14 protein-coding genes are annotated in these 26,957 nt (G+C 72.7%); 11 read left to right on the forward strand and 3 right to left on the reverse strand.

The genetic code is table 11. The features are described 5' to 3' along the window. Positions 1 to 254: 254 nt before the first annotated feature. The 6 genes from ACWD3C_RS26025 (at position 255) to ACWD3C_RS26050 (ending at position 16,955) form a co-directional block, all read left to right on the forward strand. A complete protein-coding gene (locus ACWD3C_RS26025; protein WP_451147867.1) occupies positions 255 to 7,781 on the forward strand; it encodes an SDR family oxidoreductase in 7,527 nt (2,508 codons plus the stop codon). A 4-nt stretch (positions 7,782 to 7,785) separates the two neighbouring features. Further along, positions 7,786 to 13,287 (forward strand): beta-ketoacyl synthase N-terminal-like domain-containing protein, encoded by a 5,502-nt coding sequence (locus ACWD3C_RS26030; protein WP_451147869.1) that lies wholly within the window; start codon positions 7,786 to 7,788, stop codon positions 13,285 to 13,287. Beyond that, positions 13,284 to 13,628 carry an acyl carrier protein gene (locus ACWD3C_RS26035; RefSeq protein ID WP_451147871.1) on the forward strand — a complete coding sequence of 115 codons (345 nt, stop codon included), beginning with the start codon at positions 13,284 to 13,286 and terminating at the stop codon, positions 13,626 to 13,628. The genes ACWD3C_RS26030 and ACWD3C_RS26035 overlap by 4 nt, the downstream gene beginning before the upstream one ends. A gap of 3 nt (positions 13,629 to 13,631) precedes the next feature. After that, complete coding sequence (locus ACWD3C_RS26040) at positions 13,632 to 14,465, forward strand: alpha/beta fold hydrolase (protein WP_451147873.1); 834 nt, start codon at positions 13,632 to 13,634, stop codon at positions 14,463 to 14,465. Beyond that, the gene (locus ACWD3C_RS26045; protein WP_451147875.1) at positions 14,462 to 15,667 is read left to right on the forward strand and encodes a glycosyltransferase; all 1,206 of its coding nucleotides are present in this window, start codon (positions 14,462 to 14,464) and stop codon (positions 15,665 to 15,667) included. Before ACWD3C_RS26040 ends, ACWD3C_RS26045 begins: the two co-directional genes overlap by 4 nt. A gap of 250 nt (positions 15,668 to 15,917) precedes the next feature. Beyond that, entirely contained in the window at positions 15,918 to 16,955 is a 1,038-nt protein-coding gene (locus ACWD3C_RS26050) for a class I SAM-dependent methyltransferase (RefSeq protein ID WP_451147941.1), read from the forward strand. A 319-nt stretch (positions 16,956 to 17,274) separates the two neighbouring features. On the opposite strand, the gene ACWD3C_RS26055 is transcribed toward ACWD3C_RS26050, so the two are convergent. Then, on the reverse strand, positions 17,275 to 17,949 hold the full coding sequence (locus ACWD3C_RS26055; RefSeq protein ID WP_451147877.1) for a response regulator: 675 nt from the start codon (positions 17,947 to 17,949) through the stop codon (positions 17,275 to 17,277). Continuing rightward, the gene (locus ACWD3C_RS26060; protein ID WP_451147879.1) at positions 17,946 to 19,550 is read right to left on the reverse strand and encodes an ATP-binding protein; all 1,605 of its coding nucleotides are present in this window, start codon (positions 19,548 to 19,550) and stop codon (positions 17,946 to 17,948) included. Before ACWD3C_RS26060 ends, ACWD3C_RS26055 begins: the two co-directional genes overlap by 4 nt. A gap of 185 nt (positions 19,551 to 19,735) precedes the next feature. Between ACWD3C_RS26060 and ACWD3C_RS26065 the strand changes: the two genes are divergently transcribed. From ACWD3C_RS26065 to ACWD3C_RS26080, 4 genes are all read left to right on the forward strand, one after another. Next, positions 19,736 to 20,704, forward strand: coding sequence for a Bug family tripartite tricarboxylate transporter substrate binding protein (locus tag ACWD3C_RS26065; RefSeq protein WP_451147943.1), 969 nt, complete (start codon positions 19,736 to 19,738; stop codon positions 20,702 to 20,704). Between the two features lie 171 nt (positions 20,705 to 20,875). After that, positions 20,876 to 22,045, forward strand: a complete 1,170-nt coding sequence (locus ACWD3C_RS26070; protein ID WP_451147881.1) for an ABC transporter substrate-binding protein — start codon at positions 20,876 to 20,878, stop codon at positions 22,043 to 22,045. Between the two features lie 33 nt (positions 22,046 to 22,078). Next, complete coding sequence (locus tag ACWD3C_RS26075; protein WP_451147883.1) at positions 22,079 to 23,848, forward strand: ABC transporter permease; 1,770 nt, start codon at positions 22,079 to 22,081, stop codon at positions 23,846 to 23,848. Beyond that, a complete protein-coding gene (locus ACWD3C_RS26080; protein ID WP_451147885.1) occupies positions 23,841 to 24,968 on the forward strand; it encodes an ABC transporter ATP-binding protein in 1,128 nt (375 codons plus the stop codon). Before ACWD3C_RS26075 ends, ACWD3C_RS26080 begins: the two co-directional genes overlap by 8 nt. A 79-nt stretch (positions 24,969 to 25,047) precedes the next feature. Here ACWD3C_RS26080 and ACWD3C_RS26085 read toward each other — a convergent pair whose 3' ends face one another. After that, positions 25,048 to 25,971 (reverse strand): LysR family transcriptional regulator, encoded by a 924-nt coding sequence (locus ACWD3C_RS26085; RefSeq protein WP_451147887.1) that lies wholly within the window; start codon positions 25,969 to 25,971, stop codon positions 25,048 to 25,050. A gap of 94 nt (positions 25,972 to 26,065) precedes the next feature. Here ACWD3C_RS26085 and ACWD3C_RS26090 point away from each other — a divergent pair, with 94 nt between their 5' ends. Continuing rightward, positions 26,066 to 26,944 carry a PhzF family phenazine biosynthesis isomerase gene (locus ACWD3C_RS26090; RefSeq protein WP_451147889.1) on the forward strand — a complete coding sequence of 293 codons (879 nt, stop codon included), beginning with the start codon at positions 26,066 to 26,068 and terminating at the stop codon, positions 26,942 to 26,944. The last annotated feature ends 13 nt before the right edge of the window (positions 26,945 to 26,957 follow it).

Consider the following 26,957-nt stretch of genomic DNA (forward strand, 5'->3'; position numbering starts at 1 on the left):
GCGTGCGCTCACGCGTGCTCGCGCGCCTCGGTGTGGCATCCGTCGCTGATCGGGATTGCGTGGATTTTCGCTCTCTTGGGGTGTCTGGTCACCGCTGGCTGAATCGATTCGCTGGTGTGCCGGAAAGTCGGTGCCTTGTTGACCGTTCAGTAACTGCGGCGCTAACTTCCCGGTGGTTTCGCGCAAGAGTTCCCGAGGCTTTTTGCTGCCTCAAAACACCCACCGTGCGGGTTTCACCGGTAATTCGGAGAATCATGACGTTTGCTGTGCGCGACAAGGACATGATCATCGGCATCACCCCCTTCGGTGAGCCCGACGCCCGCCTCGCCGCCGCGGTCAGCCGCGCCGGCGGGCTCGGAGTGCTCGACCTGGGCCTCGGTGACCGAAGAGCGAGAGACGCGCTGGCGCGCCTCCGGCGGCTGGCGCCCGGCCCGTACGGGGTACGGGTCGGACCGTACTGCCGGATGGATGCCGCGGAACTCGTGGCCGAGATGCCGGAAAGGGGAACGGTCGTCCTCGCCCCGGGCGCCCTGGGTTCCCCGGACTCCCCGGACTCCGCGTGGCGGATCGGCGAGGTCGTCGCGTGCCATCGTGTGCTGGCCGAGGTCACGGCTCTGGAGCAGGCTCGGGCGGCCGTCGGTGCCGGGGTGCACGGGCTGATCGCTCGGGGCAGTGAGAGCGGCGGCCGGGTCGGGGAATTCAGCACCTTCGTGCTGGTGCAGCGACTGCTCGCCGAGTTCGGTGCCGAACTGCCGGTCTGGGCCTGCGGCGGCATCGGTCCGCGTACGGCGTCGGCCGCCGTGGCCGGTGGGGCGGCCGGCGTCGTACTGGACAGCCAGCTCGCGCTGCTGGCCGAGTCGGGGCTCGACGAGGCGGTGGCCGCGGTCCTGCGTTCCATGGACGGCTCGGAGACCGTCGTCGTGGCCGGCCACCGGGTGCTGCGCCGCCGGGGACCGGACGCCCCGCCCCTCCCGACCGGTGATCCGGAGGCCGTGGCCGCCCTGCTCGGCGCCCGTGACCCGCGCACCCAACTGCTTCCTGTGGGCCAGGACGGTTTCCTCGCCGCCCGCTTCGCCGACCGCTGGGGCGACGCCGGCCGCACGGTCCGCGCGCTGATCGACGCCGTACGGGATGCCGTGCGAGATGTCGTACAGGATCACGTGCGAGATGCCGTACGAGGTGAGGTACCGGCCCACGGCGCCCTGCGCCCCGGCTCCCCCATGAGCCGCGCCCTCGGCACCGAACTCCCCGTCGCCCAGGGGCCGATGACCCGGGTGAGCGACCAGGCGGGGTTCGCGGCCGCCGTCGCCGGTGAGGGCGGGCTGCCGTTCATCGCGCTGGCCCTCGCGGGGGCAGAGCAGACGCGGGCGGTGCTGGAGGAGACCCGGGCGGCCGTGGACGGGCGGCCCTGGGGTGTCGGGGTGCTCGGGTTCGCGCCGGAGGACGTACGGAGCGCGCAGCTCGAAGCCGTACGGGAGTTGCGGCCGACGCACGCGATCATCGCGGGTGGGCGGCCGTCGCAGGCGGAGGCGCTGGAGCGGGACGGGATACGGACCTTCCTGCACGTGCCCTCGCCCGGGCTGTTGCGGCAGTTCCTTCAGGCCGGGGCGCGCAGGTTCGTCTTCGAGGGGTCCGAGTGCGGCGGGCACATCGGGCCGCGCGGCAGCTTTCCGCTGTGGGAGGCCCAACTCGCCGTACTGGAAGACTACTTGGACGACGCCGAGGCGGGCGCGGCCGAGGCGCTGGAGGTGTTCTTCGCCGGTGGCGTCCACGACGAGCGGTCGGCGGCGATGGTCGCCGCGCTCGCCGCGCCGCTGACCGCACGCGGGGCCGCCGTCGGCGTCCTCATGGGCACCGCCTACCTGTTCACCGAGGAGGCCGTGGCGCACGGGGCGGTCCGGCCCCTCTTCCAGCGGCAGGTCATGACGGCGGACCGGACCACCCTCCTTCAGACCGCGCCCGGCCACGCCACCCGCTGCGTACCGAGCCCGTTCACCGAGGACTACCGGGACCACGAGGCCGAACTGCGCGCCCGGGGCGTGCCCGACCGGGGGATCTGGGAGGAGTTGGAGCGCCTCAACGTCGGGCGGCTGCGCATCGCCAGCAAGGGCGTGGAGCGGGACGGCACCGGAGAGCTGGCACCCGTCGACGAGGAACGGCAGCTCGCCGAGGGCATGTTCATGGCCGGGGAGGTCGTCGTACTGCGCTCGGCGGTCACCACGATCGCCGCGCTGCACCGGTCGGTGACCGAGTCGGCGGCCGACTTCCTCGCCGGGCGGGCCGCGGTGCTGCGGGACCACCTGGGCGCGGACATGCCCAACGAGCCCCCGGTGCCCGCGCCGCTCGACATCGCCGTCGTGGGCATGGCCTGCATGTTCCCGGACGCCCCCGACCTCGCCGCCTACTGGGCCAACCTCCTCGGCGGCCACGACGCCGTCACCGAGGTCCCGCCCGAGCGTTGGGACCCGGCCGTGCACTACGCGGAGGAAGGCGGCACCACCTCCTCCAAGTGGGGCGGCTTCCTGCCCCGCATCCCCTTCGACCCGCTGCGGTACGGCATCCCGCCGGCCTCCCTCGGCAGCATCGAACCCGTACAGCTGCTGACCCTGGAGGCCGCCCGGCGGGCGCTGGAGGACGCCGGATACGACGCCGGATGCGGGGAGCGGGGGCGGGAGTTCGACCGTGCGCGCGCCTCGGTCGTCTTCGGGGCGGAGGCGGGCAGCGACCTGTCCAACGCCGCCACCCTGCGGGCCGTACTGCCCTCGTACTTCGGCAAGGTCCCCGACGGACTGGACGAGCAACTGCCCCGGCTCACCGAGGACTCCTTCCCCGGCATGCTCGCCAACGTCATCTCCGGCCGCATCGCCAACCGGCTGGACCTGCGCGGCGCCAACTACACCGTCGACGCCGCGTGTGCGTCCTCGCTCGCCGCCGTCGACGTCGCCTGCAAGGAGCTGGTGGGCGGTACGAGCGATGTCGTGCTGTGCGGGGGCGCCGACCTCCACAACGGCATCAACGACTACGCCCTCTTCTCCTCCGTTCACGCACTCTCTCCGACCGGTCGCTCGCGGGCCTTCGACAGCTCCGCCGACGGCATCGCGCTCGGTGAGGGGGTCGCCTGTGTCGTACTGAAGCGGCTCGCGGACGCCGAGCGCGACGGCGACCGTATCTACGGTGTCATCAAGGGGCTCGGCAGTTCGAGTGACGGGCGCTCTCTCGGGCTCACCGCACCTCGCCCCGAAGGGCAGCGCGCCGCACTGGAACGGGCCTACCGCAACGCGGGGATCTCGCCGTCCGAGGTCGGTCTCGTCGAGGCGCACGGCACCGGGACCGTCGTCGGCGACCGTACCGAACTGACCATCCTCAGCGAGGTGTTCAGCGAGGCCGGGGCCAAGGCGGGCGGCTGCGCGCTCGGTTCGGTGAAGTCGCAGATCGGGCACACCAAGTGCGCCGCCGGGCTGGCCGGGCTCATCAAGTCCACGCTCGCCCTCTACACCGGGGTCAAGCCGCCCACCCTGCACGTCGAGCGGCCCAACCCGGGCTGGCGGCAGGACGGCAGCAGCCCGTTCGTCTTCCACACCCGGGCCCGGCCCTGGGCGGCACCTGCGGCGGAACGGGTCGCCGGGGTCAGCGCGTTCGGGTTCGGCGGGACCAACTTCCATGTGGTGCTGGGGGCGTACGGCGATGCCGTACCGCCGGTACAGGGGCTGGAGGAGTGGCCCGCGGAGTTGTTCGTCTTCCGGGGGCGGGACGAGGGGGCGGCCCGGCGGGCGATCGAGGACGTACTGAAGGTCGCGGAAGCCGTCGCGAAAGCCGCCGTGGAACCCGTCGTGGGGGCGGATGGCGGGTGGCCGTGGCGGCTGCGGGACCTCGCGCTGAGCGCGTCGCGGCGGGCGGACGCCTCCCACGAGCCCGTGCGCGTGGCGGTCGTGGCGACGGATGTGGTCGGCCTGGTCGGGCAGCTGCGGCGGGCGCTGGCCGGGGAGCACGCTCCGGCTGGGGGGATCTACCTTGCGGGGCGGGAGGCGGCGGGGCAGGAAGCCGAGGGCCGGGCCGGGGGTTGGGAGGCTGCGGGTCAGGCGGTTGCGGGCCGGGTGGCCGGGGGCCGGGTGGCCGTGGGTCAGGAAGCTGCCGGTCAGGTGGCTGCGGGCCGGGTGGCCGGGGACTGGGAGGCCGCGGGTCAGGCGGCTGCGGGTCAGGCGGCCGTAGGCCAGGGAGTTGTGGGCTTGGAGGCCGTGGGTCAGGTGGCCGCAGGTCAGGTGGCCGTGGGTCAGGTGGCCGTGGGTCAGGAGGTCGTGGGCCGGGTGGCTGCGGGTCAGGAAGTCGCGGGTCGGGAGGCCGAGGGGCGGGTCGTCGGGGGTCAGGAAGTCGCGGGTCGGGAGGCCGAAGGGCAGGTCGCCAGGGGCAAGGTCGCGTTTCTCTTTCCGGGGCAGGGCAGTCAGCGGCCCGGGATGCTCGCCGATGTGTTCATGGCGTTCCCCGAGCTTCAGCACTACCTGGAGCTGGGCCGCGAGCACGCCGACGCGCTGTATCCGCCCACGGCCTTCGACGACACCGCGCGCGACCGCCAGCAGGCTGCGATCACGGACACCCGGGTCGCCCAGCCCGCGCTGGGCATCGCCGGACTCGCGGCCCACGCCCTGCTCACCACGGCAGGGGTACGGCCGGACATGGCGGCCGGGCACAGTTACGGCGAACTGGTCGCCCTGTGCGCGGCCGGGGTGATCGGCCCGGAGACGCTTCTGGAGCTGAGCGCCGAGCGGGCGGCGGCGATCCTCGCGGCCGCCGGTGAGCAGGGTGAGGACCCCGGGGCCATGGCCGCCGTCGCGGCCGGTGCCGAGGACGTCGAACGGGCTCTGCGAAAGGCGGACGCACCCGCCTCGGTCGTGCTCGCCAACCACAACTCGCCCTGCCAGACCGTCATTTCGGGCCCGACGGAGGCGGTCACCGCGGCTGTACGGCTGCTGCGCGAGGCCGGGCTCGGCGCGAAGCGCATCCCCGTGGCCTGCGCCTTCCACAGTCCGCTGGTCGCCGGAGCCGGTGAGCGCTTCGCCGAGGCGCTCGCCCGCCGGACCGTACGCCCGCCCGAGTTCCCGGTGTGGTCCAACCGCACCGGCGGTCCGTACGGCGACCACGGCGACGCCGTACGGACCGAACTCGCCGCCCAGATCGGCGCACCGGTGGGCTTCGTCGCCCAGATCGAGGCGATGTACGAGGCCGGGGCGCGAGTCTTCGTCGAGGCAGGGCCCGGCTCCGTCCTCACCCGGCTGGTCGCGCAGATCCTCGGTGACCGCCCGCACCGCACCGTCGCCTGCGAGCCACGCCCGGACAGCGGGCTGCGCGGCTGGCTCGACGCCCTCGCCCAACTGGCCGTCGCGGGGTCGCCCGTACGCACCGGATGGCTGTTCCGGGGCCGCGACGCCGTCGACGCGGTCCGCACGGCGGTACCCAAGCGGCCCGGCTGGACCGTCGACGGGCAGCTCGTTCGCACCGCCGCCGGAGACCTCCTCCCCGGTGCCCTCGCACCGGCCCGACGAGTCGTGGAGACGACTGTGACGCAGCACCAGCAGCACCAGCAGCACGAGCAGCCCCAGACGGACCCTTCGTACGGGGCGTACGGCGCCCCCGCTTCCGACAAGGACGCGCTGATCGCCGAATTCCTGCGCACCAGCCGGGAGATGATCGCCGCCCAGCGTGATGTGCTGCTGACGTACTTCGGCGGGGTGCCGGGGCAGCGGATCGCGGGGCCGGCGGCGGTGGAGGCGTATCCGCAGCCGTACTCGCAGTCGCATCCGCAGTCGCATCCGCCGTATCCGCAGCCGGTGCCGCAGGCCGTACCGGCGGAGCTCATGGTGGCGCCGCCGCAACCCGTGGCCGTACCCGAGCCGGAGTCCGTGCCCGTCGCCGGGGAGGCGGTCACCGAGGAGGATGTCCTGCGGACCGTCCTGGACATCATCAGCGAGCGCACCGGCTACCCGGTCGACATGATCGAGCCCGACCTCGACCTGGAGGCCGACCTCAGCATCGACTCGATCAAGCGAGCCGAGATCGCCGGTGAACTGGCCAAGCGGCTGGGCGCCGGGGGCGGTGTGGATGTCGCCGGGCTGGACGACGCCGAGTTGGAGGAGCTGGCGAAGGCCCGGACGGCGGCTGCGGTGACCGGGTGGCTGGCCGCACGGCTGACGACGGCACCGGCCGAGGAGGTAGAGGAGGTAGTTGAGGAGTCGGTCGAGCCGGTGATGGCAGCCGCGACGGGCGAGGCGCCCAAACGGTTCCTGCTGCGGCCCGTACCCCTGGAGCAGCCGGACGACGGCCCTGCGGACCCCGCCTCCGTACTGGCCGGACGGCGGTTCGTCCTCCTCGGCGACGGCGACGGCGACGGCGACGGCGATGGCGACGGCAGCGACAGCGAGGGCGAGGGTGTGGCCCGGGAGGTCTCCGCCCGGCTCGTGTCGTACGGCGCGGAGGCCGTGGCCCTCGGCCCGGAGCACCTGCTCACCGAGGCGGACGGGGAGGTGGACGGCGTGCTCGTCCTCGACCCGCTGGCGACCGGCCGGGCCCCGGTGCTGCCCGACGCGTTCACCGTGCTCCAGGCGGCCCTGGCCCGCGGCCCGCGCTGGCTGCTCGCCGTACAACCGTCCGACGGCCCCCGGTCGGCCGGGCTGCACGGCCTGTTCCGTACGGTCGCCCGTGAGTACCCGGAGACCGTCGCACGGATCGTCGACCTCGACGACACCGGCCCCGCCGCCGTCACCGACGCGCTGCTCGCCGAGCTGTGCGCGAGCGTCGCCGAACCGGTCCCCGTGGTCCTGCGGACGGAATCCGGCCGCCACGGCCTGGAGCTGGCCGAGACGCCCCTCGGCACGCTCGGCACCACCGGCGCCGGACCGGCCGGTGACGGAGCCGCCGAGGCCGCTGCCCTCGGGCTGGACCGGGACTCGGTGGTGCTGCTGGTCGGCGGGGCCCGGGGCATCACGGCGAAGTTCGCCGCCGCGCTCGCCGCGGCCTCCCGGTGCCGTATCGAACTGCTCGGCCGGACGCCCGCGCCGGACGGTCCCGAGGACCCGGCGACCGCGACCGCCCGCACCCCCGCCGAACTGCGCGCGGCGCTCGCCTCCCGCGCGGGCGGCGCCCTGAAGCCGGCCGAGATCAACCGGAACGCCGAACTGGTCCTTGCCCAGCGCGAGATCACCGCCACCCTGAAGGAACTCACGGCCCTCGGCAGCGAGGCCCGCTACCGCTCGGTGGACTTCCGGGAGCCGGACGCGGCGCTCCAGGCGGTGAAGGAGATCCACGCGGAGTACGGCCGCCTCGACGGGGCCGTCTACGCGGCCGGGGTGATCGAGGACCGGCTGATCGCCGAGAAGAGCGCGGAGTCCTTCCAGCGGGTGTACGGCACGAAGGTCGCCGGTGCCTCCGCCCTGCTGACCGCGCTGGAGGAACTGCAGGGCGGGCCCGTCTTCGCCGTCCTCTTCGGCAGCATCTCCGCCGTCCTCGGCAACCGGGGCCAGGCGGACTACGCGGCCGCCAACGACGCCCTGGAGAGCCTCGGTTCCGCCTGGGCCGCCCGCACCGGCCACCGGGCACTGACCGTGCACTGGGGGCCGTGGGCGCCGACCGGCGGGCACGGCGGGATGGTGAGCCCGGAACTCGCGCGGGAGTACGGGCGGCGCGGGGTGAGGCTCATCGACCCCGAGGAGGGCACCGCGGCGCTGCTGCGGGAGCTCGCCTGGGGCGAGGAGTCGGTCCGGGGCGTCGTCTACACCTCCTCGGGCTGGTGACAACATGACGGACGTCCTGATTGGCCGTCAAACGCCCGTCGCCATCGTGGGGATGGCCGTGCTGCTGCCCGGCGCCGCCGGCCTGGACGCGTACTGGCGGAACCTGCTCGACGGCGTCGACGCGATCAGCGACGTACCCGAGGGGCGGTGGGACACGGACTACTACCGGCCGGGTTCCGCCGCCGGTCCGGCCCTCGCGCACCAGGTGTACTGCCGGCGCGGCGGGTTCGTGGACGGGCTGGCCGAGGTGGAGGTCACCCGGTTCGGGATCATGCCCAAGTCCGTGCCCGGCACCGAGCCCGACCAGCTCATCGCGCTCAACGTGGCTGCCGCGGCTCTCGCCGACGCGGGCGGGGACGACCGGCTGCCCGACCGGCGGCGCGTCGGTGTCGTACTCGGCCGGGGCGGTTACCTCACCCCCGGCCTGGTCCGGCTCGACCAGCGGGTGCGTACGGCGGGCCAACTCGTCCGCACACTGGGGGAGTTGCTGCCGGACCTGACGTCCGGCCAACTCGACCGGGTGCGCGAGGCGTTCACCGAGCGGCTCGGGCCCGACAGCCCCGAGTCCGCCATCGGGCTGGTGCCCAACCTCGCCGCCTCCCGGGTCGCGAACCGCCTCGATCTGCGCGGCCCGGCCTACACCGTCGACGCGGCCTGTGCGTCGTCGCTGGTCGCGGTCGATCAGGCGGTGGGTGAACTGACGGCCGGCCGGTGCGACGTGATGCTCGCCGGGGGTGTGCACCACTGCCACGACATCACGCTGTGGAGCGTGTTCTCGCAGCTCCGCGCGCTCTCCCCGAGCCAGCGCATCCGCCCCTTCCACCGGGGTGCCGACGGCATCCTCATCGGTGAGGGCACGGGTGTGGTGGTCCTGAAGCGGCTGGCCGACGCCGAACGCGACGGGGATCGTGTCTACGCCGTCATCCGGGGCACGGGCGTGGCGAGCGACGGCCGTACGGCCGGACTCGTCAACCCCGACCCCGGCGGCCAGACCCACGCCGTACGCCAGGCGTGGCGGGCCGCCGGGCTCGACCCCGCCCGGCCGGGGTCCGTCGGCCTGCTGGAGGCGCACGGCACCGCGACCCCGGCGGGGGACGCGGCCGAACTCACCACGCTGGCCGAGGTGTTCGGGCGGCATGCCTCCGGCGATCGGGCCGTGATCGGTTCCGTGAAGTCGATGATCGGGCACACCATGCCCGCCGCCGGGGTGGCCGGTCTGGTCAAGGCCGCGCTCGCCGTCCATCACGGGATGCTCCTGCCGACCCTGCACTGCGACGACCCGCACCCCGGGCTCGCGGCGACCCGTTTCCGTACGGTGGACCGGGCGGTGCCCTGGGAGACGACGGCGGAGCAGCCGGTGCGTCGGGCGGCTGTCAACGCGTTCGGGTTCGGGGGGATCAACGCGCATGTGGTGCTGGAGGAGGCGCCGGGGGCGCGGAGATCGAAGGACGCGACATCTGTTCCATCGTCTGTCCCGTCCCGCGTGACGTCCGCTGCCACCGTCGCCGAACCGGAGCGCGTGCTTCTGCTCGCCGCCGACAGCCCCGAGGCCCTCGGCGCCCTGCTGGACGCCGACGACCCGGCCGTCCTCGCCTCCGGGCTCGACCCGGACCGTACGCACCCGGAGGCGGGCCGGGTCCGGCTCGGGATCGTCGATCCGACGGCCAGGCGGCTCGCCCTGGCGCGGCGGGCCGTGGGCAAGGGGCGGGCGTGGCACGGGCGCAGTGACGTGTGGTTCAGGCCGGGGCCGCTGCTGGGCGGCGGGGGCGGGAAGCTCGCCTTCGTCTTCCCCGGTCTGGAGGGTGACTTCGCCCCTCAAGTCGACGACATCGCCGCGTACTTCGGGCTGCCCGGTCTGCTGAGGGCTGGTGAGGGGGCGGCCCGTGTCTCGGACGTGGGCCGGCACGGGTTCGAGGCCGTCGGTGTCGGGCGGCTCCTCGACGGTGCGCTGCGCCGTATGGGGGTCGTGCCGGACGCCGTGGCCGGGCACAGCGTGGGCGAGTGGACGGCGATGACGGCGGCCGGGCTGTACTCCGGGGACGAGGTCAGCGCGTTCATGGCGGACTTCGACCCCGACTCGGTGACCGTTCCGGGGCTGGCCTTCGCGGCCCTCGGCGCGCCCGCCGACCGGGTGCTGGCCGCGCTCGCCGACGGCGGCTGGGCACGGGCCGGGATCGTGCTCTCCCACGACAACGCGCCCAACCAGTCGATGGTGTGCGGGCCGGACGCGGCGGTGGAGGACTTCGTCCGCTCCTTCCGCGCCCAGGGCGTACTGAGCCAGGTGCTGCCCTTCCGGTCCGGCTTTCACACGCCGATGCTGGAGCCCTACCTCGCGCCCATCAAAGCCGCCGCGCACCGCTTCCGGCTGCACCCGCCGACAGTGCCCGTGTGGTCCGGCACGACCGCCGCGCCGTTCCCCGAGGGCGAGACGGCGGTACGCGAGCTGTTCGTCCGGCACCTGCTGGAACCGGTCCGCTTCCGGCAACTGGTGGCCGCCATGTACGAGGCGGGCCACCGCGTCTTCGTCCAGGCCGGCCCCGGCCAACTCGCCTCCCTCATCAGCGACACCCTCGGCCCCCACGACCACCTGGTCGTCGCCGCCAACTCGCCCCACCGGTCGGGGCTCGCCCAGCTTCGGCGGGTGGGCGCGGCGTTGTGGGTGGCGGGGGTGGGGGTGGCTCCGGGGCTGGCGGTGCCGGTGCCGGTGCCCGTGCCGTTGGGTGCGGGTGCGGGTGCGGGTGCGGGTGCGGGTTTGGGTTCGCGTTCGGGCGTGGGTTCGGGTTCGAGTTCGGTCGGCTCCGCGGGTTCGGTCAGCTTCGCCGGTGGCTCCGGGACCGGCGGGCTCGGGGCCACCGCCCCCGTCCCCTCGGCCACTCCCGCCCGGACCAGCCGTCCCGCCAGGGCGGACCGTCCCCCGGTTCGGCTCGACCTGGGCGGGGCGCTTGTCTCCCTCGACGACCAGGTCCTCGCCGAGCTGCGGTCCGAGCTGCACGCCGGGCCGCCGACCGGGCGGACGTCCGCCACGGCTCGCGTCTCCGGTGCGGTCCGGGCGACGAGTGGTGCAGCCGAGGCGGGCGGCGGGGGCGTACAGGCGGGTGGCGCGGCTTCGACTGGTGGTCCAGCCCCGGCCGGTGGTCCAGCTTTGGCCGTCGGCTCAGCCCTGGCCGCTGGCTCAGCTGGTCCAGCCCCGGCCGGTGGTCCAGCTTTGGCCGTCGGCTCAGCCCTGGCCGCTGGCTCAGCCCTGGCCGGTGGCCCCGGTTTGGCCGCTGGCCCCACCTTGGCTGGTGGTTCCGCCCGGGCCGGTGGCCCTGCTCCGAGTGGGACCACTCCGTCGCACCGGGCTTACGCCCCTGCGGGCACTCCGGCCCAGGGTGCTGCCGCCCCGGCGGGAATTCCCTCCCGGGGTGCTGTCGCTGCTGCGGGTATCCCTCCCCGGGCTGCTGCCGCCCCTGTGGGCACGCCGCCCCGTGGCCCGGTCTCCCCCGTCGGCACCCCGCCCCAGGACCCCGCCGCCCCCGCGGCGGCTGCCGGAAACCCATCCCCGCCGGACGCCTTCAAGGCAGCAGTCGGCGGCCCTTCCCCACTGGATGCCCTTGCCGACCGTTTCCCCGCCGCCGCCGAGCTGAGCGCGCTCCTGCGGGACACCGCCGACACGGCGGCCGCACTCATCGCAGCCGGTAGCCGTCACCCGGCCTCGGCGCTGCCATCCGCAGTCACCCTGGCCCCGGCCTCGGCCCCGACTCTTCCCGCGGGCGCCGCCGTACCCCCGTCCCCACCGGGCCGCTCCCACCCCCCACAACCACCCACCGGAACGCCCAACACCCCGGCCGGCGCCCCACCGTCCCCCCGAGCCGAACGCCACACCACCGTCCACGTCTCCCCGGACACCATGCCGTACCTCCTGGACCACTGCTTCTTCCCGCAACGCCCCGGCTGGCCCGACGTGGCCGACCGCTGGCCGGTGGTCCCGGCGACGACGATCGTGCAGCACATCATGGACGCGGCCGAGCAGGCGGCCCCCGGCCTGCGCCCCGTCGCCGTGCACGGTGCCCGGTTCGACCAGTGGCTGACGGCGACGCCACCGGTCGACGTGCCGGTGACCGTCACCCCGCTGCCGGACGCCCCGAACCGCGTGGCCGTCTCCTTCGGCCCCCGGGCACGGGCCGTCGTGGAACTCGCCGCCGCGTACCCCGCCCCACCCCCGGCGACCCCCCGCCGCACCGACGACGCCACCTCCGAACGCACCCCCGAGCACACCGCCGCCCAGCTCTACGCCGAGCGCTGGATGTTCCACGGCCCGGCGTTCCAGGGGGTCACCGAGCTCACCGGGATCGGCGAGGCGCACGTACGAGGGGTGATCACCACGCCCCCGGCCCCCGGTGCCCTGCTCGACAACGTGGGCCAGATCCTCGGCTACTGGATCATGGCGACGCGCACCGAGCGGACGGTCGTGTTCCCCGTCCAGATGCGGGAGATGAGGTTCTACGGCCCCCACCCGCGCCCCGGCACGGAGGTGGGATGCCTGGTGCGGATCACCTCCCTCACCGACACGGTCCTCGAAGCCGACGTACAACTCACCGTCGATGGCCGGGTCTGGGCGGACCTCACCGGCTGGCAGGACCGCCGCTTCGACAACGACCCCCAGACCAGACCCGTCGAACGCTTCCCCGAGCGCAACACCCTCTCCCAGTCCCGGTCCGGCGGCTGGTCCCTGCTCCACGAGCGGTGGCCCGACCTCGCCTCCCGTGAGCTGATCATGCGCAACTCGCTGAGCGGAGCGGAGCGTTCGGAGTACGCGGACCACGCCCCGCGCGGCCGCAGGCAGTGGCTGCTCGGCCGGATCGCGGTCAAGGACGCCGTACGGCAGTGGCTCTGGGACCACGGGGAGGGGCCGCTCTTCCCTGCCGAGATCCGCGTCCGCAACGACGACGCGGGCCGCCCGTACGTCACCGGCCAGCACGGCCGCGCCCTGCTCCCGCTGGACGTCTCGCTCGCCCACCGCGCGGAGGCCGGCGTCGCGATCGTACGACCTCACACGCCCGGCCCGGGCCCCGGCATCGACATCGAAGAGGTCACCGAACGCGACCCGGGGACCCTCGCCACCGCTCTCGGTGAGGCCGAACTCCGGCTCCTGCGCGCCCGGTCCGCCGCCACCGGTGAGCCGGAGGCGCTGTGGTTCACCCGCTTCTGGGCCGCCAAGGAGGCCGTCGCCAAGGCGGAGGGCACCGGATTCGGCGGGCGCCCGCGCGACTTCGCCGTCGTGGAGGCCGCGGACGCCGGGGACCGGCTGATCGTCTCCGGACGCCTGGAACGCGCGTACACCGTGCACTGCGAGCCGACCCGCAATCCCCCCGCACTGCCGGACAGGGAGTACGTCGTGGCCTGGACGACAGGCCCGATGGAGCCGGAGGAACCGACGGGACTCACAGGACGCACGCGACTCACGGGACTTACGGAACTTACGGAACTTACGGGACTTACGGACGAAGAGGAGCACGGCCGATGAATTCCACTCAGCCGACGCGCGATCCCCTCCCCGCCGACGAGGCATCGGTCCTCGCCGACATCGCGGGCATGCTCGCGACGATCGTCGAGGACGAGTACGGCCTCGACGACATCGAGATCGGCATGGCGACCACGTTCAACCGCGATCTCGAACTGGAGAGCATCGACCTGGTCACGCTCGCGGGGCAGTTGGAGGAGCGGTACGGCAGGCGGGTCAACTTCGCCGAGTTCATGGCGGGGATGGAGTTCGACGAGATCATCGAGCTGACCGTCGGGCGGCTCGTCGAGTACGTCGTCAGCAGCCTCAAGGTCAGCAGCCTCAAGGCTGCCGAGGCGGGCTGAGCCATGGCGATCGTCGACACCGGCGACATCCGGTTGCACGTACAGAGAATCGGCCCCAGGGACGGCCGCCCGGCCACGGCCACCGCGGTACTCCTGCACGGGCTGCTCACCGACAGCCTGGCCAGCTACTACTTCACCGTGGCACCGGCGTTCGCCGCGTCCGGCGTCGACGTGATCATGTACGACCAGCGGGGCCACGGCCGCAGCGGGCGTCCGGAGAGCGGCTACACCCTCGACCACTGCATCGACGACCTGGAGGCCCTGCTCGACCGGCTGGACGTGACCGGCCCGGTCCACCTGGTCGGCAACTCCTACGGCGGCACCGTCGCCTTCGGCTACGCCGCCCGCCACCCGGACCGCGCGGCCAGCGTCTCGCTCATCGAGTCCGAGCCGGCGACGCAGACCTGGGCCGTGAAACTGGGCGGCATCCTGGGGCGAGTGCTGCACGAACTCGCCCACAACGAGGACGACGCGCTCGCCTGGATCACCGCCAACCGCAGCCACAACACCGCCCGCCTGGCCAAGGGCGCCGCCCGCCTCGCGCGTGAGACCAGCATCGCCCGGGACATCGCGGCCAGCCGGTTCCTGACGGAGGACCAGATCAGCTCCGTACGCTGTCCCGTCCTCGGTGTCTACGGCGGTGACTCGGACCTCGCCGAACTCGCCCCGTGGCTGGAGGCGTTGCTCCCCGACTGCCGGACGGTGGTGCTGCCGGGGCACGAGCACTCCGTACTCGTCGAGGCGTCGGGGACGGTCGGCGGGCACATCCTGTCCCTGATCCACGGAAGCATCCATGGAGCCAAGGGCGTACAGCCGGTCGGGGCAGAGGTCCGGTGAGCGGGTTCCTGTTCGTCGTACCGCCGCTCGTCGGTCACATCAACCCGGCGGTGGGAGTGGCGGCCGAACTGGCCGGGCGTGGACACCGAGTCGCGTGGGTGTGCGCCGATCCCGGGCTCGTGCGGCGGCTGGCGGGCCAGGAGGCGGTGGTGTTTCCGTGCGCGGGTCCCGTGCCGGGGGAGGGTGGCCATGGGGAACGGCCGCCGGACGTACGGGGTCCGGAGGCGCTGAAGTTCCTCTGGGAGCACTTCCTGGCGCCCCTCGCCGAGGAGATGGCCCCCGGAGTACGCGCGGCGGTCGAGGAGTTCGGCCCCGATGCCGTCGTCGCCGATCAACAGGCCCTCGCCGGCGGGCTGGTGGCGGAGCGGCTCGGTGTGCCGTGGGCGACCTCGGCGACCACCTCGGCCGAGTTCACCGACGTACTGGCGGGCATGCCCAAGGTCGCGGCCTGGGTGGACGGCCTCCTCCACGGCCTGCGGGCCCGCGTCGGCGACCCGTCCGGCACCGCCGATCCCCGTTTCTCTCCTCACCTCGTACTCGCCTTCAGCACCCCGGAGTTCATCGGCCCCGAGGCCAGGCGGGGCGAGCGGATCGCCTACGTGGGCCCGTCGATCGCGTCCCGACCCGCATCCTCCCCCTTCCCCTGGGACTGGCTCGACCCCGCCCGCGTCACGGTCCTGGTGACCCTCGGCACGGCCAACACGGACGTCGGCGCCCGCTTCCTCGGCGAGTGCCTGAGCGCGGTCCGCTCCCGCGCGGACCGTGTACAGGGGGTGATCGTCGACCCGGCGGGCGTGTTGGGCGGCGACGGTGGCCAGGACAAGGACGTACTGATCCTTCCGTCCGTCCCCCAACTCCCCCTCCTCGAACGGGCCGACGCGGTCGTCTGCCACGCCGGGCACAACACCGTCTGTGAGTCCCTCTGGCACGGCGTCCCCCTCGTCGTGGCCCCCATCCGTGACGACCAGCCCGTCGTGGCCGGGCAGGTGGCCGCCGCGGGAGCGGGCCTCCGGGTCCGGTTCGGGCGGGTCACGGCACCGAAGCTGGGCGCGGCGCTCGACGCCGTACTCCACGAGCCGTCGTACCGCGCCGCGGCCGGCCGTATCCGCACGACGTTCCGCTCCGCGGGCGGCGCCTCCACCGCCGCGACCCACCTCGAACACCTGGCCGCCGGCGCGACGCCCCCCGAGGAGCCCCAGTGAACGACGTGCCCGAACCAGAGCGTCCAGTGCCGGGCCCCGGCGCCTCAGCGGCGGTCGCGAGGATCGCCGCGGCCCATGCCGCCCATGCCGCCCGTGCCGTCCGTGGCGCGTCGGTGACGCGGATCGCCCCCGGTGCGGCGGCTCGCCCCGTACACCCGGTTGTCGGCGCGACCCCAGAGGAGTCCCCGTGAGCGACGAACACGAGCCCGAATCCGGCGCCCCCGCACCCGCCCCCACCAGGGCCGACCAAGTGGCCGCCCTGCGCCCCGGCTACCAAGCAGACCTGGCCGACGGCCCGGCCCGCTTCTTCGAACCCCGTCGCACCACCTGCCCCTGGTGCGACTCACCCCGCCTCGCCACCCGCCTGCGCACCACGGACCTGCTTCAGCACAAGCCGGGCACGTTCGTGCTCGACCGCTGCGAGGAGTGCCGGCACACCTTCCAGAATCCGCGACTGAGCGGGGAGGGGCTGGAGTTCTACTACCGGGACTTCTACGACGGGCTGGGGGAGAAGCAGCTCGGCAGGACCTTCGAGGGGCGTACGGCGATGTACCGCCAACGCGCCGAATCCGTCCTCCCGTTCGCCCCCACCCCCAAGAACTGGCTGGACGTCGGCACCGGCCACGGCCACTTCTGCGAGGCGGCGCGCACGGTTCTGCCCGGTACGGCCTTCGACGGCCTGGACTTCACCGACGGCGCCGAACTCGCCGAGCGGGCGGGCCGGGTGGAGCGCGGCTACCGCGGCAGCTTCCCCGACCTGGCCCCGGAACTGGCCGCCCGCTACGACATCGTGAGCATGTTCCACTACCTGGAGCACAGCACCGACCCCGACCGTGAACTCCGGGCCGCGCACGAGGCGATCCGCCCCGGCGGCCACCTCCTCATCGAGGTCCCCGACCCGGACAGCCGCTACGCCCGCCTCCTGGGCCGCTGGTGGCTCCCCTGGCTCCAGCCGCAGCACCTGCACTTCATCCCGGTCGGGAACCTACGGCGCCGCCTGGCGGACCTGGGCTTCACCGTGCTCATGGAACAACACGCCGAACCCCACGACCCCGTCGACCTCCTCGCCGCCACCTGGCTCACCCTCGACGCCGCGGCCCCACGCGACGACCTCCCCTGGCTGCCGAAGCCCCCGACCCGCCTCCAACGCACCCTGCGCGGCACGATGTTCCTCGCCGCCGCCCCGGCCCTGATCCTGGCAACCCTCCTGGACCGTTTCGCGATCCGGCCACTGTCCCACAGCCTGGGCCTGTCCAACGCCTACCGGATCGTGGCCCGCCGGGACTGAGGCACCGACCCCGGGGCCGTCGGAGCCTCAGGGAACGGCGGGGCGCTCGGCAACCGCTTCTGGCACGCGCCCTTCGCCGTCCGCCTTGTCGGCTTTCCGCTGAACCCTGTCCTCAGAGCCTGTGTCATATCCCCGGCCGGGCGCCCGCCGCCTGGCACGCACTCCCCCACTGCCTTAAGGGCGTGGGGGACCCCAGCCGCGTTACCGAAAGGCCCTGGTAGCTCCTCCCCCCCCCGGCTCGAACCGGCTTCGCTCGGCTCGCGCGGGGGCACCCCCATGACGACGTGCGCTGATCCGACCGGGGATATGACACAGGCTCTCACTCCTCGATCCAGCGATACCGGCGTTCGGGGCGGCCGGTTCCGCCGTAGCGGAGGCGTACCTCGGCCCGGCCGGTCTCGGCGAGGTGTTCCAGGTACCGGCGCGCGCTGACCCGGGACAGTGCGGCGGCCGTCGCGCAGTCGGTTGCCGACATGTCGGGGTCCGCCGACCGCAGCACCCGGGCGACCAGTTCGGCGGTCTGCGGGGTCAGGCCCTTCGGGAGTGGGGCGTCGCCCCGGGGGCGGCTGCCGAAGACCTGGTCGACGTCCGCCTGCGCGGCCTCCCGGAGGGCGCCGAGCCTGGCGTGCAGGGAGGCGAAGTGCTGCAACTGGTCGTAGAGCGCGCTGTAGGTGAACGGCTTGATCAGATAGTGCAGGACGCCGCCGTGCATGGCACCGCGGATGGTGTCCACGTCGTTGGCGGCGCTGATCACGATCACGTCGGTCTGTACGGCGCCGGCGGTCCGGATGCGCCGGAGCACGGTCAGCCCGTCGATGTCGGGCAGATAGATGTCCAGCAGGACCAGGTCGGGCCGCAGCTCGGTGACCATGCGCAGGGCGTCGGCCCCGGTGTGCGCCACCCCGGCCACCTCGAACCCCGGGGTCTTCGCCACGTACCCGCTGTGCACCCTGGCGACCATGAAGTCGTCGTCGACGACGAGCACCCTGATCACACCCGTACCTCCGGTCTGATCGGCAGCGTCGCGGTGAACACGGCGCCGTCCGCGTTGTGCACCCCGACCGTGCCGCCACGGCGTACACAGGTCTGCCGGGTGATGGCGAGGCCCAGACCGCGCCGCCCGCCCTGTTCCGCGGCCTTGGTGGTGAAGCCGTGCCGGAACACCTCCTCGGCGATCTCGGGGGCGATCCCCGGACCCGAGTCACGCACCACGACACGCACCGCCTCGTCCTCCTGCCCCAGGTCGACCTCGATCCAGCCCGCCCCGTCCGTGGCGTGCCCGCGCAGCGCGTCCAGCGCGTTGTCCACCAGGTTGCCGAGCACCGTCACCAGGTCGGCGGCGAGGGCGTCGCCTACGGGGCCGAGGGCGCACGACTCGGACAGCCGCAGGCCCACCCCGTGTTCCGCCGCGAGGCTGGACTTGGAGATGAGCAGCGCGGACACCGCGGCGTCGGCGATCTTCGCGGTCACCTCGGCCTGCCACTGGCCGCGGCTGGCGGACACCTTGCTGACATAGCGGTGGACCTCTTCGTACTCGCCGAGCTCGATCAGCCCGGCGATGGTGTGCAGCCGGTTGCTGAACTCGTGTGCCTGCGCGCGCAGCGTGTCGGTGGTGTTCCGGTTGGCGTCGAGCTGGTCCCGCAGCCGCACCAGCTCGGTGTGGTCGCGCAGGGTGACGACGGCGCCGAGCGTCCGGTCGTCGCGAGTGATCGGCATCCGGTTCAGGACCAGCACCTTGCCGCGGCGCAGGCCGATCTGGTCGCTTCCGGTGGCCGTGCCGGTGAGCACGTCGACCAGACGTTCGTTGAGGCCGAGGTCGTGCACGGGGCGGCCGACAAGCACGTCCTCGGGGTCCCCGGGGTTCTCGGGCAGAGCCAGCAGAGTCTTGGCCTGGTCGTTGACCAGGGTGATCCGGTGCTGCTGGTCGAGGCCGACGACGCCCTCGCGGATGCCGTGCAGCATGGCTTCCCGGTGCTCGACGAGTCCGGTGATCTCGGCGGGTTCGAGTCCGAGGGTCTGCCGTTTCATCCACCACGCCAGCGACAGCGAGCCCGCGACACCGAGCCCGCTGGCGATGCCGAGCAGGACCAGCAGCTCGGGGAACGCGCTGGTGAGGATCTCCCGGACGTCGGGCGGGACCTGCTCGGCGGCGACGTACCCGCTGATGCGCTGGGTCTGCGCCGAGATCACCGGGACACGGGCGACGATCGAGCCGCCGATGTCCCCGACCCAGGCGCCCTCGGTCAGAGTGGACCCGCCGAGCCGCATCGGTCTGCCGATCCGGTCCGGGTCCTGCGAGGTGAGTACCGTACCGTCGGGCAGGGCGATGGTCACCGCGCTCGCCCCGGAGAGCACCTGCGCCCTGGTGGCGAACGGGGCCAGGTTGAGATGCTGCTCCGGGTCGGCGAGCAGCTCGCGCAGGCTCGGGTCGGCCGCCACGTCCTCCGCGATGCCCAGCATCCGGCGGGACTCCGAGGTACGGATCGTCCGGTCGGCCTGTGCCATGCCGATCGCGGCGACGGCGACCAGCAGGACCAGCACGATCAGCAGCTGAAGCACCAGGAGCCGACGCGCCAGCGAGCCTTTTCCGCCCACGTCCCACCACCTCCCGGCCCCGTCGCCCGAGTCTCGCTCGGGTCTCTCCCGAATCTCTGTTGACGCAATAGAGACAGGGCGAGGTGCGGTGCCGCAAGATTCCGTACGTTCAACGTCGTGAGACAGGGGTCACAGTGACGACTTCGGTACGGGAGCACCGGGGCCGCTTCGCGCTCCGGCCGAAGCTGCTCGCCACGGTGGTCGCGCTGGCCGCGGCCCTGGGCCTGGGCACCTGGAACGCCGCGGGCGCGGGCGGCTCGGACGGTGCGCTGACCGGGCTGCGGATCATGGTGCCGAACAACCCCGGTGGCGGGTACGACATCACGGCGCGGACCTCGGCGAACGCCCTGCGGGAAGTGGGTGCCGTGCGCACAGCCGAGGTGTTCAACCTCCCGGGCGCCGGCGGCACGGTCGGCCTCGGCCGGCTGGCCGTCGAGGAGGGCAATGGCAGGCTCGCCATGCAGATGGGCCTGGGCGTGGTCGGCAGCGTCTACGCCAACTCCTCGCGGGTCACCCTGGCCGACACGACGCCGATCGCCCTGCTGCTGGAGGAACCCGACATCATCGTGGTCCCCAGCGACTCCGAGTACACCGACATCGAGCAGCTGATCGACGACTGGAAGGCCGACCCGGACGACTTCCCGGTCGGCGGCGGCTCCTTCCCCGGCGGCCCCGACCACCTCGCGCCGATGCTCATGGCCCGCGCCGTCGGCCTGGACCCGAAGAAGGTCGACTACGTTCCCTTCGACGGCGGCGGCGAACTGCTCGCGTCGGTACTCGGCGACAAGGTCGCCTTCGGCGTGTCCGGCATCGGTGAGCACATCGACCAGGTCGAGGCGGGCCGACTGCGCGTGCTGGCGGTCACCGGCCCGGAACGGATCGACGGCGTGGACGCCCCGACCCTGCGCGAAGCGGGCATCGACGTCGAGATCACCAACTGGCGCGGCGTGGTCGCCCCGCCGGGCATCACCGACACCGACCGCCGAGCCCTCGTCGACGCCTACACCCGGATGCACGACGCCCCGCAGTGGCAGGCCGCCCTGACCCGCAACGGCTGGCACGACACCTTCCTGACCGGCGACGACTTCGGCGACTTCATCCGGCAGCAGACCGACCAGGTCGAGTCGGTGCTGGGGGACCTCGGGCTGGCGTGAACAGGCGGCGCCACCTGCTGGATTCCGCCGCACGGAAGCGTGACGGGCGTCACGACCACTACGACCAAAACGACCACTACGACCTCTTGTGGCTGACGCATTTACCGCGCTGACCTGGGTCTCTAACCTCCCGGCAACAGGTGCCAGCGGGCACGCACGAGGAGGAGAACCATGTTCAGATCCAGCCAGACGGCGTCCGCGTTTCTTCGGCCCGCCCGCCGCCGCTCCGCGACCGCCGTCGTCCTGGCCCTCGCGCTCGGGGCGCTGGCCGCCTGCGGGAGCGGCGACGAGTCCGTGGTGGCGGAGAACGAGATCGCCGCGGGTGAGGTGCCCGAGTACTACCCGGCGGACTACCAGGACCTGATCGAGGAGGCCAAGAAGGAGGGCGGCAAGCTGACCGTCTACTCCAACCTCGGCGACGAGAACATGGCGCCCATCGTCCGGGACTTCAAGAAGAAGTACGACTGGGTGGACACCGTCTCGATCAACGAACTCGACAGCGATGAGCTGTTCCAGAAGGTCCTCTCGGAGAACGCGGCCGGATCGTCACCCGCGGACGTGATGATCTCCAGCGCGGCGAGCGCGTGGGCCAACTACTCCGGGCGCGAGGGCACGGTGCTGGAGTACGACTCCCCGGAACTCTCCGAACTCGGCGAAGGCGCGGAGCTGCTGCCCAGCGTCTACTCGATGTCGCGGGACCCGATGACGATCGCGTACAACACCGCCCTGATGGAAACGGCGCCGAAGGGCATCGCCGACCTGGCCGAGATCCTCAGCGCCGACGAGGGCAAGTTCAAGAACAAGGTGACGGTCCGTGACCCGGAGGGATCGTTCGGCTTCACGATCACCCGCGCCCTCACCGAGGGCAACCCCGGGGCATGGGACGCGCTGGAGACGATGCTCCCGCTGACCCGTCCGGAGACCTCCTCCGGGACGCAGCTGGAGAAGATCGTCGCCGGGGAGTACCTGGCCGGCTTCCTGATCAGCGCCTCACCCGCGTACCCGGTCGTCGAGGACAGCGCGGGGCTGGTGGAGATCGTCTTCCCCGAGGACGGCACCGTCGTCCTGGACCGCGGCATCGGCATCGCCGCCGACGCGCCGCACCCGGCGATGTCGAAGCTGTTCCTCGACTTCGCCCTGTCGGACGAGGGCCAGCGCGCCGTCGCCGAAGGGGGCCTGGCCTCCTACCGCGAGGGCGTCCAGGGCGAGGGCCTGCACACCTACCAGGAGGTCGTCGACGCCGTCGGCGAGGAGAACATCATCCCGGTCGACTACACCGCCGTCTCCGAGGACGACGCCGATGCCTGGCTCGACCGCTTCAACGGACTCCTCAAGCAGTAGGCACGCCTGACGGGACGATCGGAGCCAGAGCAGATGTCAACCCTCACCAAACCACCCAGCACACCGGCCGACGAGCACGTACAAGAGTTCACACCGCCGCGCTACCGCCGCCCCCTGGGCATCGGCCGGGACAAGGCCGTCCAGTACGCGGTCCTCGCGTTCCTCGCCCTCCTGGTTCTGGCTCCGCTCGTCCCGACCCTCTACCAGAGCGTCCGGAACCGCCCCCTCTACGAAGCCGGGGGAGCCTTCACCCTCAGCGGCTACGCCGAACTCTTCACCGAGGCCGGCTTCGGCGAGGTCGCGCTCAACACGCTGCTGTTCGCCTCGCTGACCACCCTGCTGAGCCTCGCCATCGCCGTACCGATGGCGATCGTGGTGGTCCGTACGAAGCTGCCGGGCGGCCGGCTGGTCGCGCTGGCGATGCAGTGGCCGTTCTTCATCTCCTCGCTGATCCTGGGCTTCGGCTGGATCATCATGTACGGCCCGGCCGGGTTCGTCAGCGTCAAGGTCCAGCAGGTCTTCGGCAGCGTGCCGTGGAACCTGTACTCGATTCCCGGGATGGCGCTCACGGAGGCCGTGGCACTCGCCCCGATCGCCTACGTGTTCTGCGCCAACGCGCTGCGGCAGTCCGACGCGTCCCTGGAGTCGGCGGCCCAGGTCTGCGGTGCCGGACCGCTGCGGATCCTGGGGCAGGTGGTCGTCCCGCTGCTGCGGCCGCCCATCGTCTACAGCGCGATGCTGGTGTTCTCCATCTCGCTGGAGACCCTGAGCGTGCCGCTGCTGTACGGCCAGCCGGTGAACATCGACGTGTTCTCGACGTTCCTCTACCACAACGGACTTCAGTCGGTGGACCCCGACTACACGATGCTGGGCGCCGCCTCCACGATCATCCTGCTGGTCACGCTGAGCCTGGTCGCGGTACAGGCCAAGCTCCTCAAGGACGCCGCCCGCTTCGTCTCCGTACGCGGAAAGGTGACCCGCCCGCGCAAGCTCGACCTGGGCTGGCTGAAGTGGGTGAGCATCGCGTGCATCTGGTTCTACGTGATCGTCGGCGCCCTGATCCCGATCCTCGGCCTGGTCTTCCGCTCCTTCACGCTGGTGTTCACCCCGCTCCAGTCGCCGCTGAAGACGGTCACCACGAAGAACTACGAGATCGTGTTCGACTCCGACAACTACGTCCAGTCCCTCTGGAACAGCCTCATCGTCGCCGGCGTCGGTTCGGTCCTGGTCAGTGTCCTCGCGGTGTTCGCGGTGATGGTGGCCCGCCGCTCCACCTTCCGCTTCGGCCGGGCCGTGGAGTACCTCGCGCTGATCCCGCAGTCGCTGCCCGGCATCATCATCGGCATCGGCTTCTTCTGGGCCTTCGCCCTCGCTCCGTTCGGCATCGGCGCGGGACTCCAGGGCACGATCTTCGCCATCATCATCGCCTTCGGCATGCGCGCCCTGCCCAGCGCCTTCGGCTCCATCGCCCCGGCTGTCATGCAGATCGGCGGCGAACTGGACAACGCCGCCCGGGTGTCCGGCGCCGACTGGCTGATGACGTTCTTCCGCGTCCTGCGGGCACTGATCACCCCGGCGTTCGCGGGGGCCCTGGTGCTCACCTTCGTGATCATGCTCAAGGAGTACTCACCGGCGGTGTTCCTCAGCTCCGCGGACAACAACATCCTGGGCACCACCATGCTCAGCCTCTGGACGCAGGGCCGGGCCGGATCCGTCGCCGCTCTGGCAACCCTCCAGATCGCCATCACCGCGGCCTTCGTCGCACTCGCAGGCCTGCTCATGAAGGGAAAGCACCATGCCTGAGGTCACCGTGAAGAACCTGGCCAAGAGGTTCGGGGACAACTCCGTCCTGCGCGACGTCACCTTCACCATCCACGACGGCGAGTTCTTCACCCTCCTGGGAGCCAGCGGCTGCGGCAAGTCCACCACGCTCAACTGCATCGCCGGCCTGGAACAGCCCACCGAGGGCTCCATCACCGTCGGCGGGACCCCCTTCGTCGACACCGGGTCCGGCGTGTTCCTGCCGCCCGAGGAGCGCAACCTCGGCATGGTGTTCCAGTCCTACGCGCTGTGGCCGCACATGACCATCGCGAAGAACCTCGCCCTGCCCCTCAACATCCGCAAGGTCCCCAAGGACAGACAGAAGACCCTCATCCACGACGCGCTCGACAAGGTCGGCCTCGCCGAACTGAGCGGTCGCTACCCCCACCAGCTCTCCGGCGGCCAGCAGCAACGCGTCGCCCTCGCCCGCGCGTTGGTCTACTCCCCGACGGTCCTCCTCCTCGACGAGCCGCTGTCCAACCTCGACGCCAAGCTCCGCGAGCAGGCCCGCGCCTGGCTCAAGCGCCTCCAGGAGGAGCTGGGCATCACCACCGTCTACGTCACCCACGACCAGGAGGAGGCCCTCGCCCTGAGCGACCGGATCGCCGTCATGGAGGGCGGCAACATGATCCAGATCGGCACACCGCACGAGATCTACGAACGGCCCGCCGCCCCGGCCGTGGCCGCCTTCGTGGGCCGCTGCAACTTCTTCACCGGCCGGGTGATCGGCCAGGACGTCGACCGGTACCGGATCCTCCTCGACTGCTGCGACGACGTGGTGGAGGTCGAGAGCGACCAGCGCCTCGCGGCCAACGAGTCCGTCACCGTCGCCATCCGGCCCGAGCGACTCCAGGTCGCCCCGCCGACCGCGGAGGCGTCCGCCGGCAACCGTCTGAACACCGAGGTCATCACCAGTTCCTACGTCGGTTCCCGTTACGAGTACGACGTCCGCCTGGGCAACCAGGTCGTCCAGGTCCTGAGCGGCCACGGCGGCCTCACCGGTGAGGTGGTCCTCGCCTTCGAGCCCGCCGGGGCACTCCTCTACGCGGACAAGGTCGAACTTCCCGAGGAGCAGCGCGATCTGCTCACTATCGGCTCTTGAGTGCCGTCCCGCGACGGAGTCGCCTGTGCGGGCCGTCATGTGCGCCGTCACGCGGGCGTGCTGTCAGCCGGGCGTGCCGTCAGGCGGTGGGGAAGTGGCGGCCGAGTTCGTCGACGACGGCGCGCACGGCCGGTGACTGCCAGCGTCTGCGCAGCCGTACGAGCTGCACCGGGACGTCCGGGAAGCGGGGTCCCGCCACCTCCGCCAGGCGGCCTTCGCGCAGCGCGTCCTCGACGGTGACGCGCGGCAGCAGGGTCAGGCCCAGCCCGGCCGCCACACAGGAGCGGGCGGCCTCGATGCTGCCGAACCGGGTCAGCCGAGGCCGTGCTTCGGGCACCGCGAGCAGGTCACGGGCGAGGCGGTCGCTGTAGGAGCAGCCCTGTTCGTGCAGGAAGAAGTGCTCCCCGGCGAGCTCCCTCCAGCCGACGGCGGAGCCGCTCGGGGAACCCGCCCGGACGCGGTCCCCCTCGGTCAGCGGGTGGCCGTGGGCGGCGACGAGGACCAGGGGCTCGGCGGCCAGGAGTCGCGCGGCGAGGTCGGCGTACTCGGCCCGCTCCTCCAGCAGCAGCGCGAGGTCCAGCCGACCGGAGCGCAGCCCCTCGACGGCGTCCGCGGTGCCCGTGGGGTGGAGGTGGATCTCCACATCGGGATGGGTGCGGCGCAGCGCGGCGACCACCCCGGGCAGCCGCGCCGAGCACAGCGTCTCGCCCGCACCGACGACCACCCGGCCGGTGACCCGCCCGCCGCCGCTCGCGGCGGCCGTGGCCCGCAGCCGAGCCTCCGCGTCCAGCACGGCCTCGGCGTCCGCGAGCAGGCGCCGCCCGGTGTCGGTGAGCACCGCACCGCGCGGCAGCCGGTCGAAGAGCCGCGCCCCCAGCTCCCTCTCCAGCGTCCGGACGTGGACGGTGACGGTGGACTGGGCGAGATGCAGTTCGGCGGCGGTGGCGGTGAAGTTCCCGGTGCGGGCGAGGGCGGCGAAGGTGTGCAGGAGGCGGATGTCCACCCGCCCGACCCTAACGGAACGATCGCGAACCTCGATCGCGATCTTCATGAATCATCATTTCCCCGCATGGCTGGGGCGTGGGAGCGTAAGACCCATGAGCCTCGAAACCAGCCTGGACGTCCTGCGCTACTCCGCCTTCACCCCCGCAGCCCCCCACGCCGAGGGCGGCAACCCGGCCGGCATCGTCATGGACGCCTCGGCCCTCGACGAGGCGGCGATGCTGGCCGTCGCCGCCGACGTGGGGTACTCCGAGACGGCGTTCGTCACGGCCCGGGACGACGCCCGGCGGCGCTTCCGGTTGCGCTACTTCAGCCCCCTCGCCGAGGTCCCGTTCTGCGGGCACGCCACCGTCGCGACGGCGGTCGCGCTCGCCGAGCGGATCGGACCGGGCGAGTTCGTCTTCGACACACCGGCGGGGGAGATCCCGGTGTCGACGACCGCCGACGCCGACGGCACGGTGCGGGCCACGCTCACCAGCGTGCCCACCCGCTCCCGGCCGGCCACACCGGAGGAACTGGACGCCGCGCTCGCCGCCCTGGGCTGGGAAAGCGGTGACCTGGATCCCGAACTGCCACCGCATGTCGCCTTCGGCGGCGCGGAGCACCTCGTCCTGGCCGCCGCCACCCGGGCCCGGCTCGCGGATCTCGCGTACGACTTCGACGCCCTCGCCGACGTGATGCGACGCCACGGCTGGACCACCCTGCAACTGATCTGGCGCGAGTCCCCCGACCGGTTCCACGCCCGCGACCCGTTCCCGGTCGGCGGCGTCGTGGAAGACCCGGCGACCGGCGCGGCCGCGGCAGCCCTCGGCGGTTACCTGCGCACCCTCGGCCTGGTACGGCAGCCGCTGACCCTCGCCCTCCGGCAGGGCGAGGACATGGGCCGCCCGAGCGACCTGCTCGTGGGCGTCGACCCGGCGGATCCCCGGGTACGGGTGACAGGCCGGGCGCAGTCCATCGGCGACCCGAGGTGAGCGTCGGCGCGGC

This window comes from Streptomyces sp. NPDC002845, assembly GCF_053591955.1.

Bases quoted from the DNA above. Each gene is read 5' to 3' on its own strand.
- ACWD3C_RS26090 (WP_451147889.1), top strand. From the start codon at position 26,066: ATGAGCCTCGAAACCAGCCTGGACGTCCTGCGCTACTCCGCCTTCACC.
- ACWD3C_RS26040 (WP_451147873.1), top strand. From the start codon at position 13,632: ATGGCGATCGTCGACACCGGCGACATCCGGTTGCACGTACAGAGAATC.
- ACWD3C_RS26080 (WP_451147885.1), top strand. From the start codon at position 23,841: ATGCCTGAGGTCACCGTGAAGAACCTGGCCAAGAGGTTCGGGGACAAC.
- ACWD3C_RS26030 (WP_451147869.1), top strand. From the start codon at position 7,786: ATGACGGACGTCCTGATTGGCCGTCAAACGCCCGTCGCCATCGTGGGG.
- ACWD3C_RS26035 (WP_451147871.1), top strand. From the start codon at position 13,284: ATGAATTCCACTCAGCCGACGCGCGATCCCCTCCCCGCCGACGAGGCA.
- ACWD3C_RS26070 (WP_451147881.1), top strand. From the start codon at position 20,876: ATGTTCAGATCCAGCCAGACGGCGTCCGCGTTTCTTCGGCCCGCCCGC.
- ACWD3C_RS26075 (WP_451147883.1), top strand. From the start codon at position 22,079: ATGTCAACCCTCACCAAACCACCCAGCACACCGGCCGACGAGCACGTA.
- ACWD3C_RS26025 (WP_451147867.1), top strand. From the start codon at position 255: ATGACGTTTGCTGTGCGCGACAAGGACATGATCATCGGCATCACCCCC.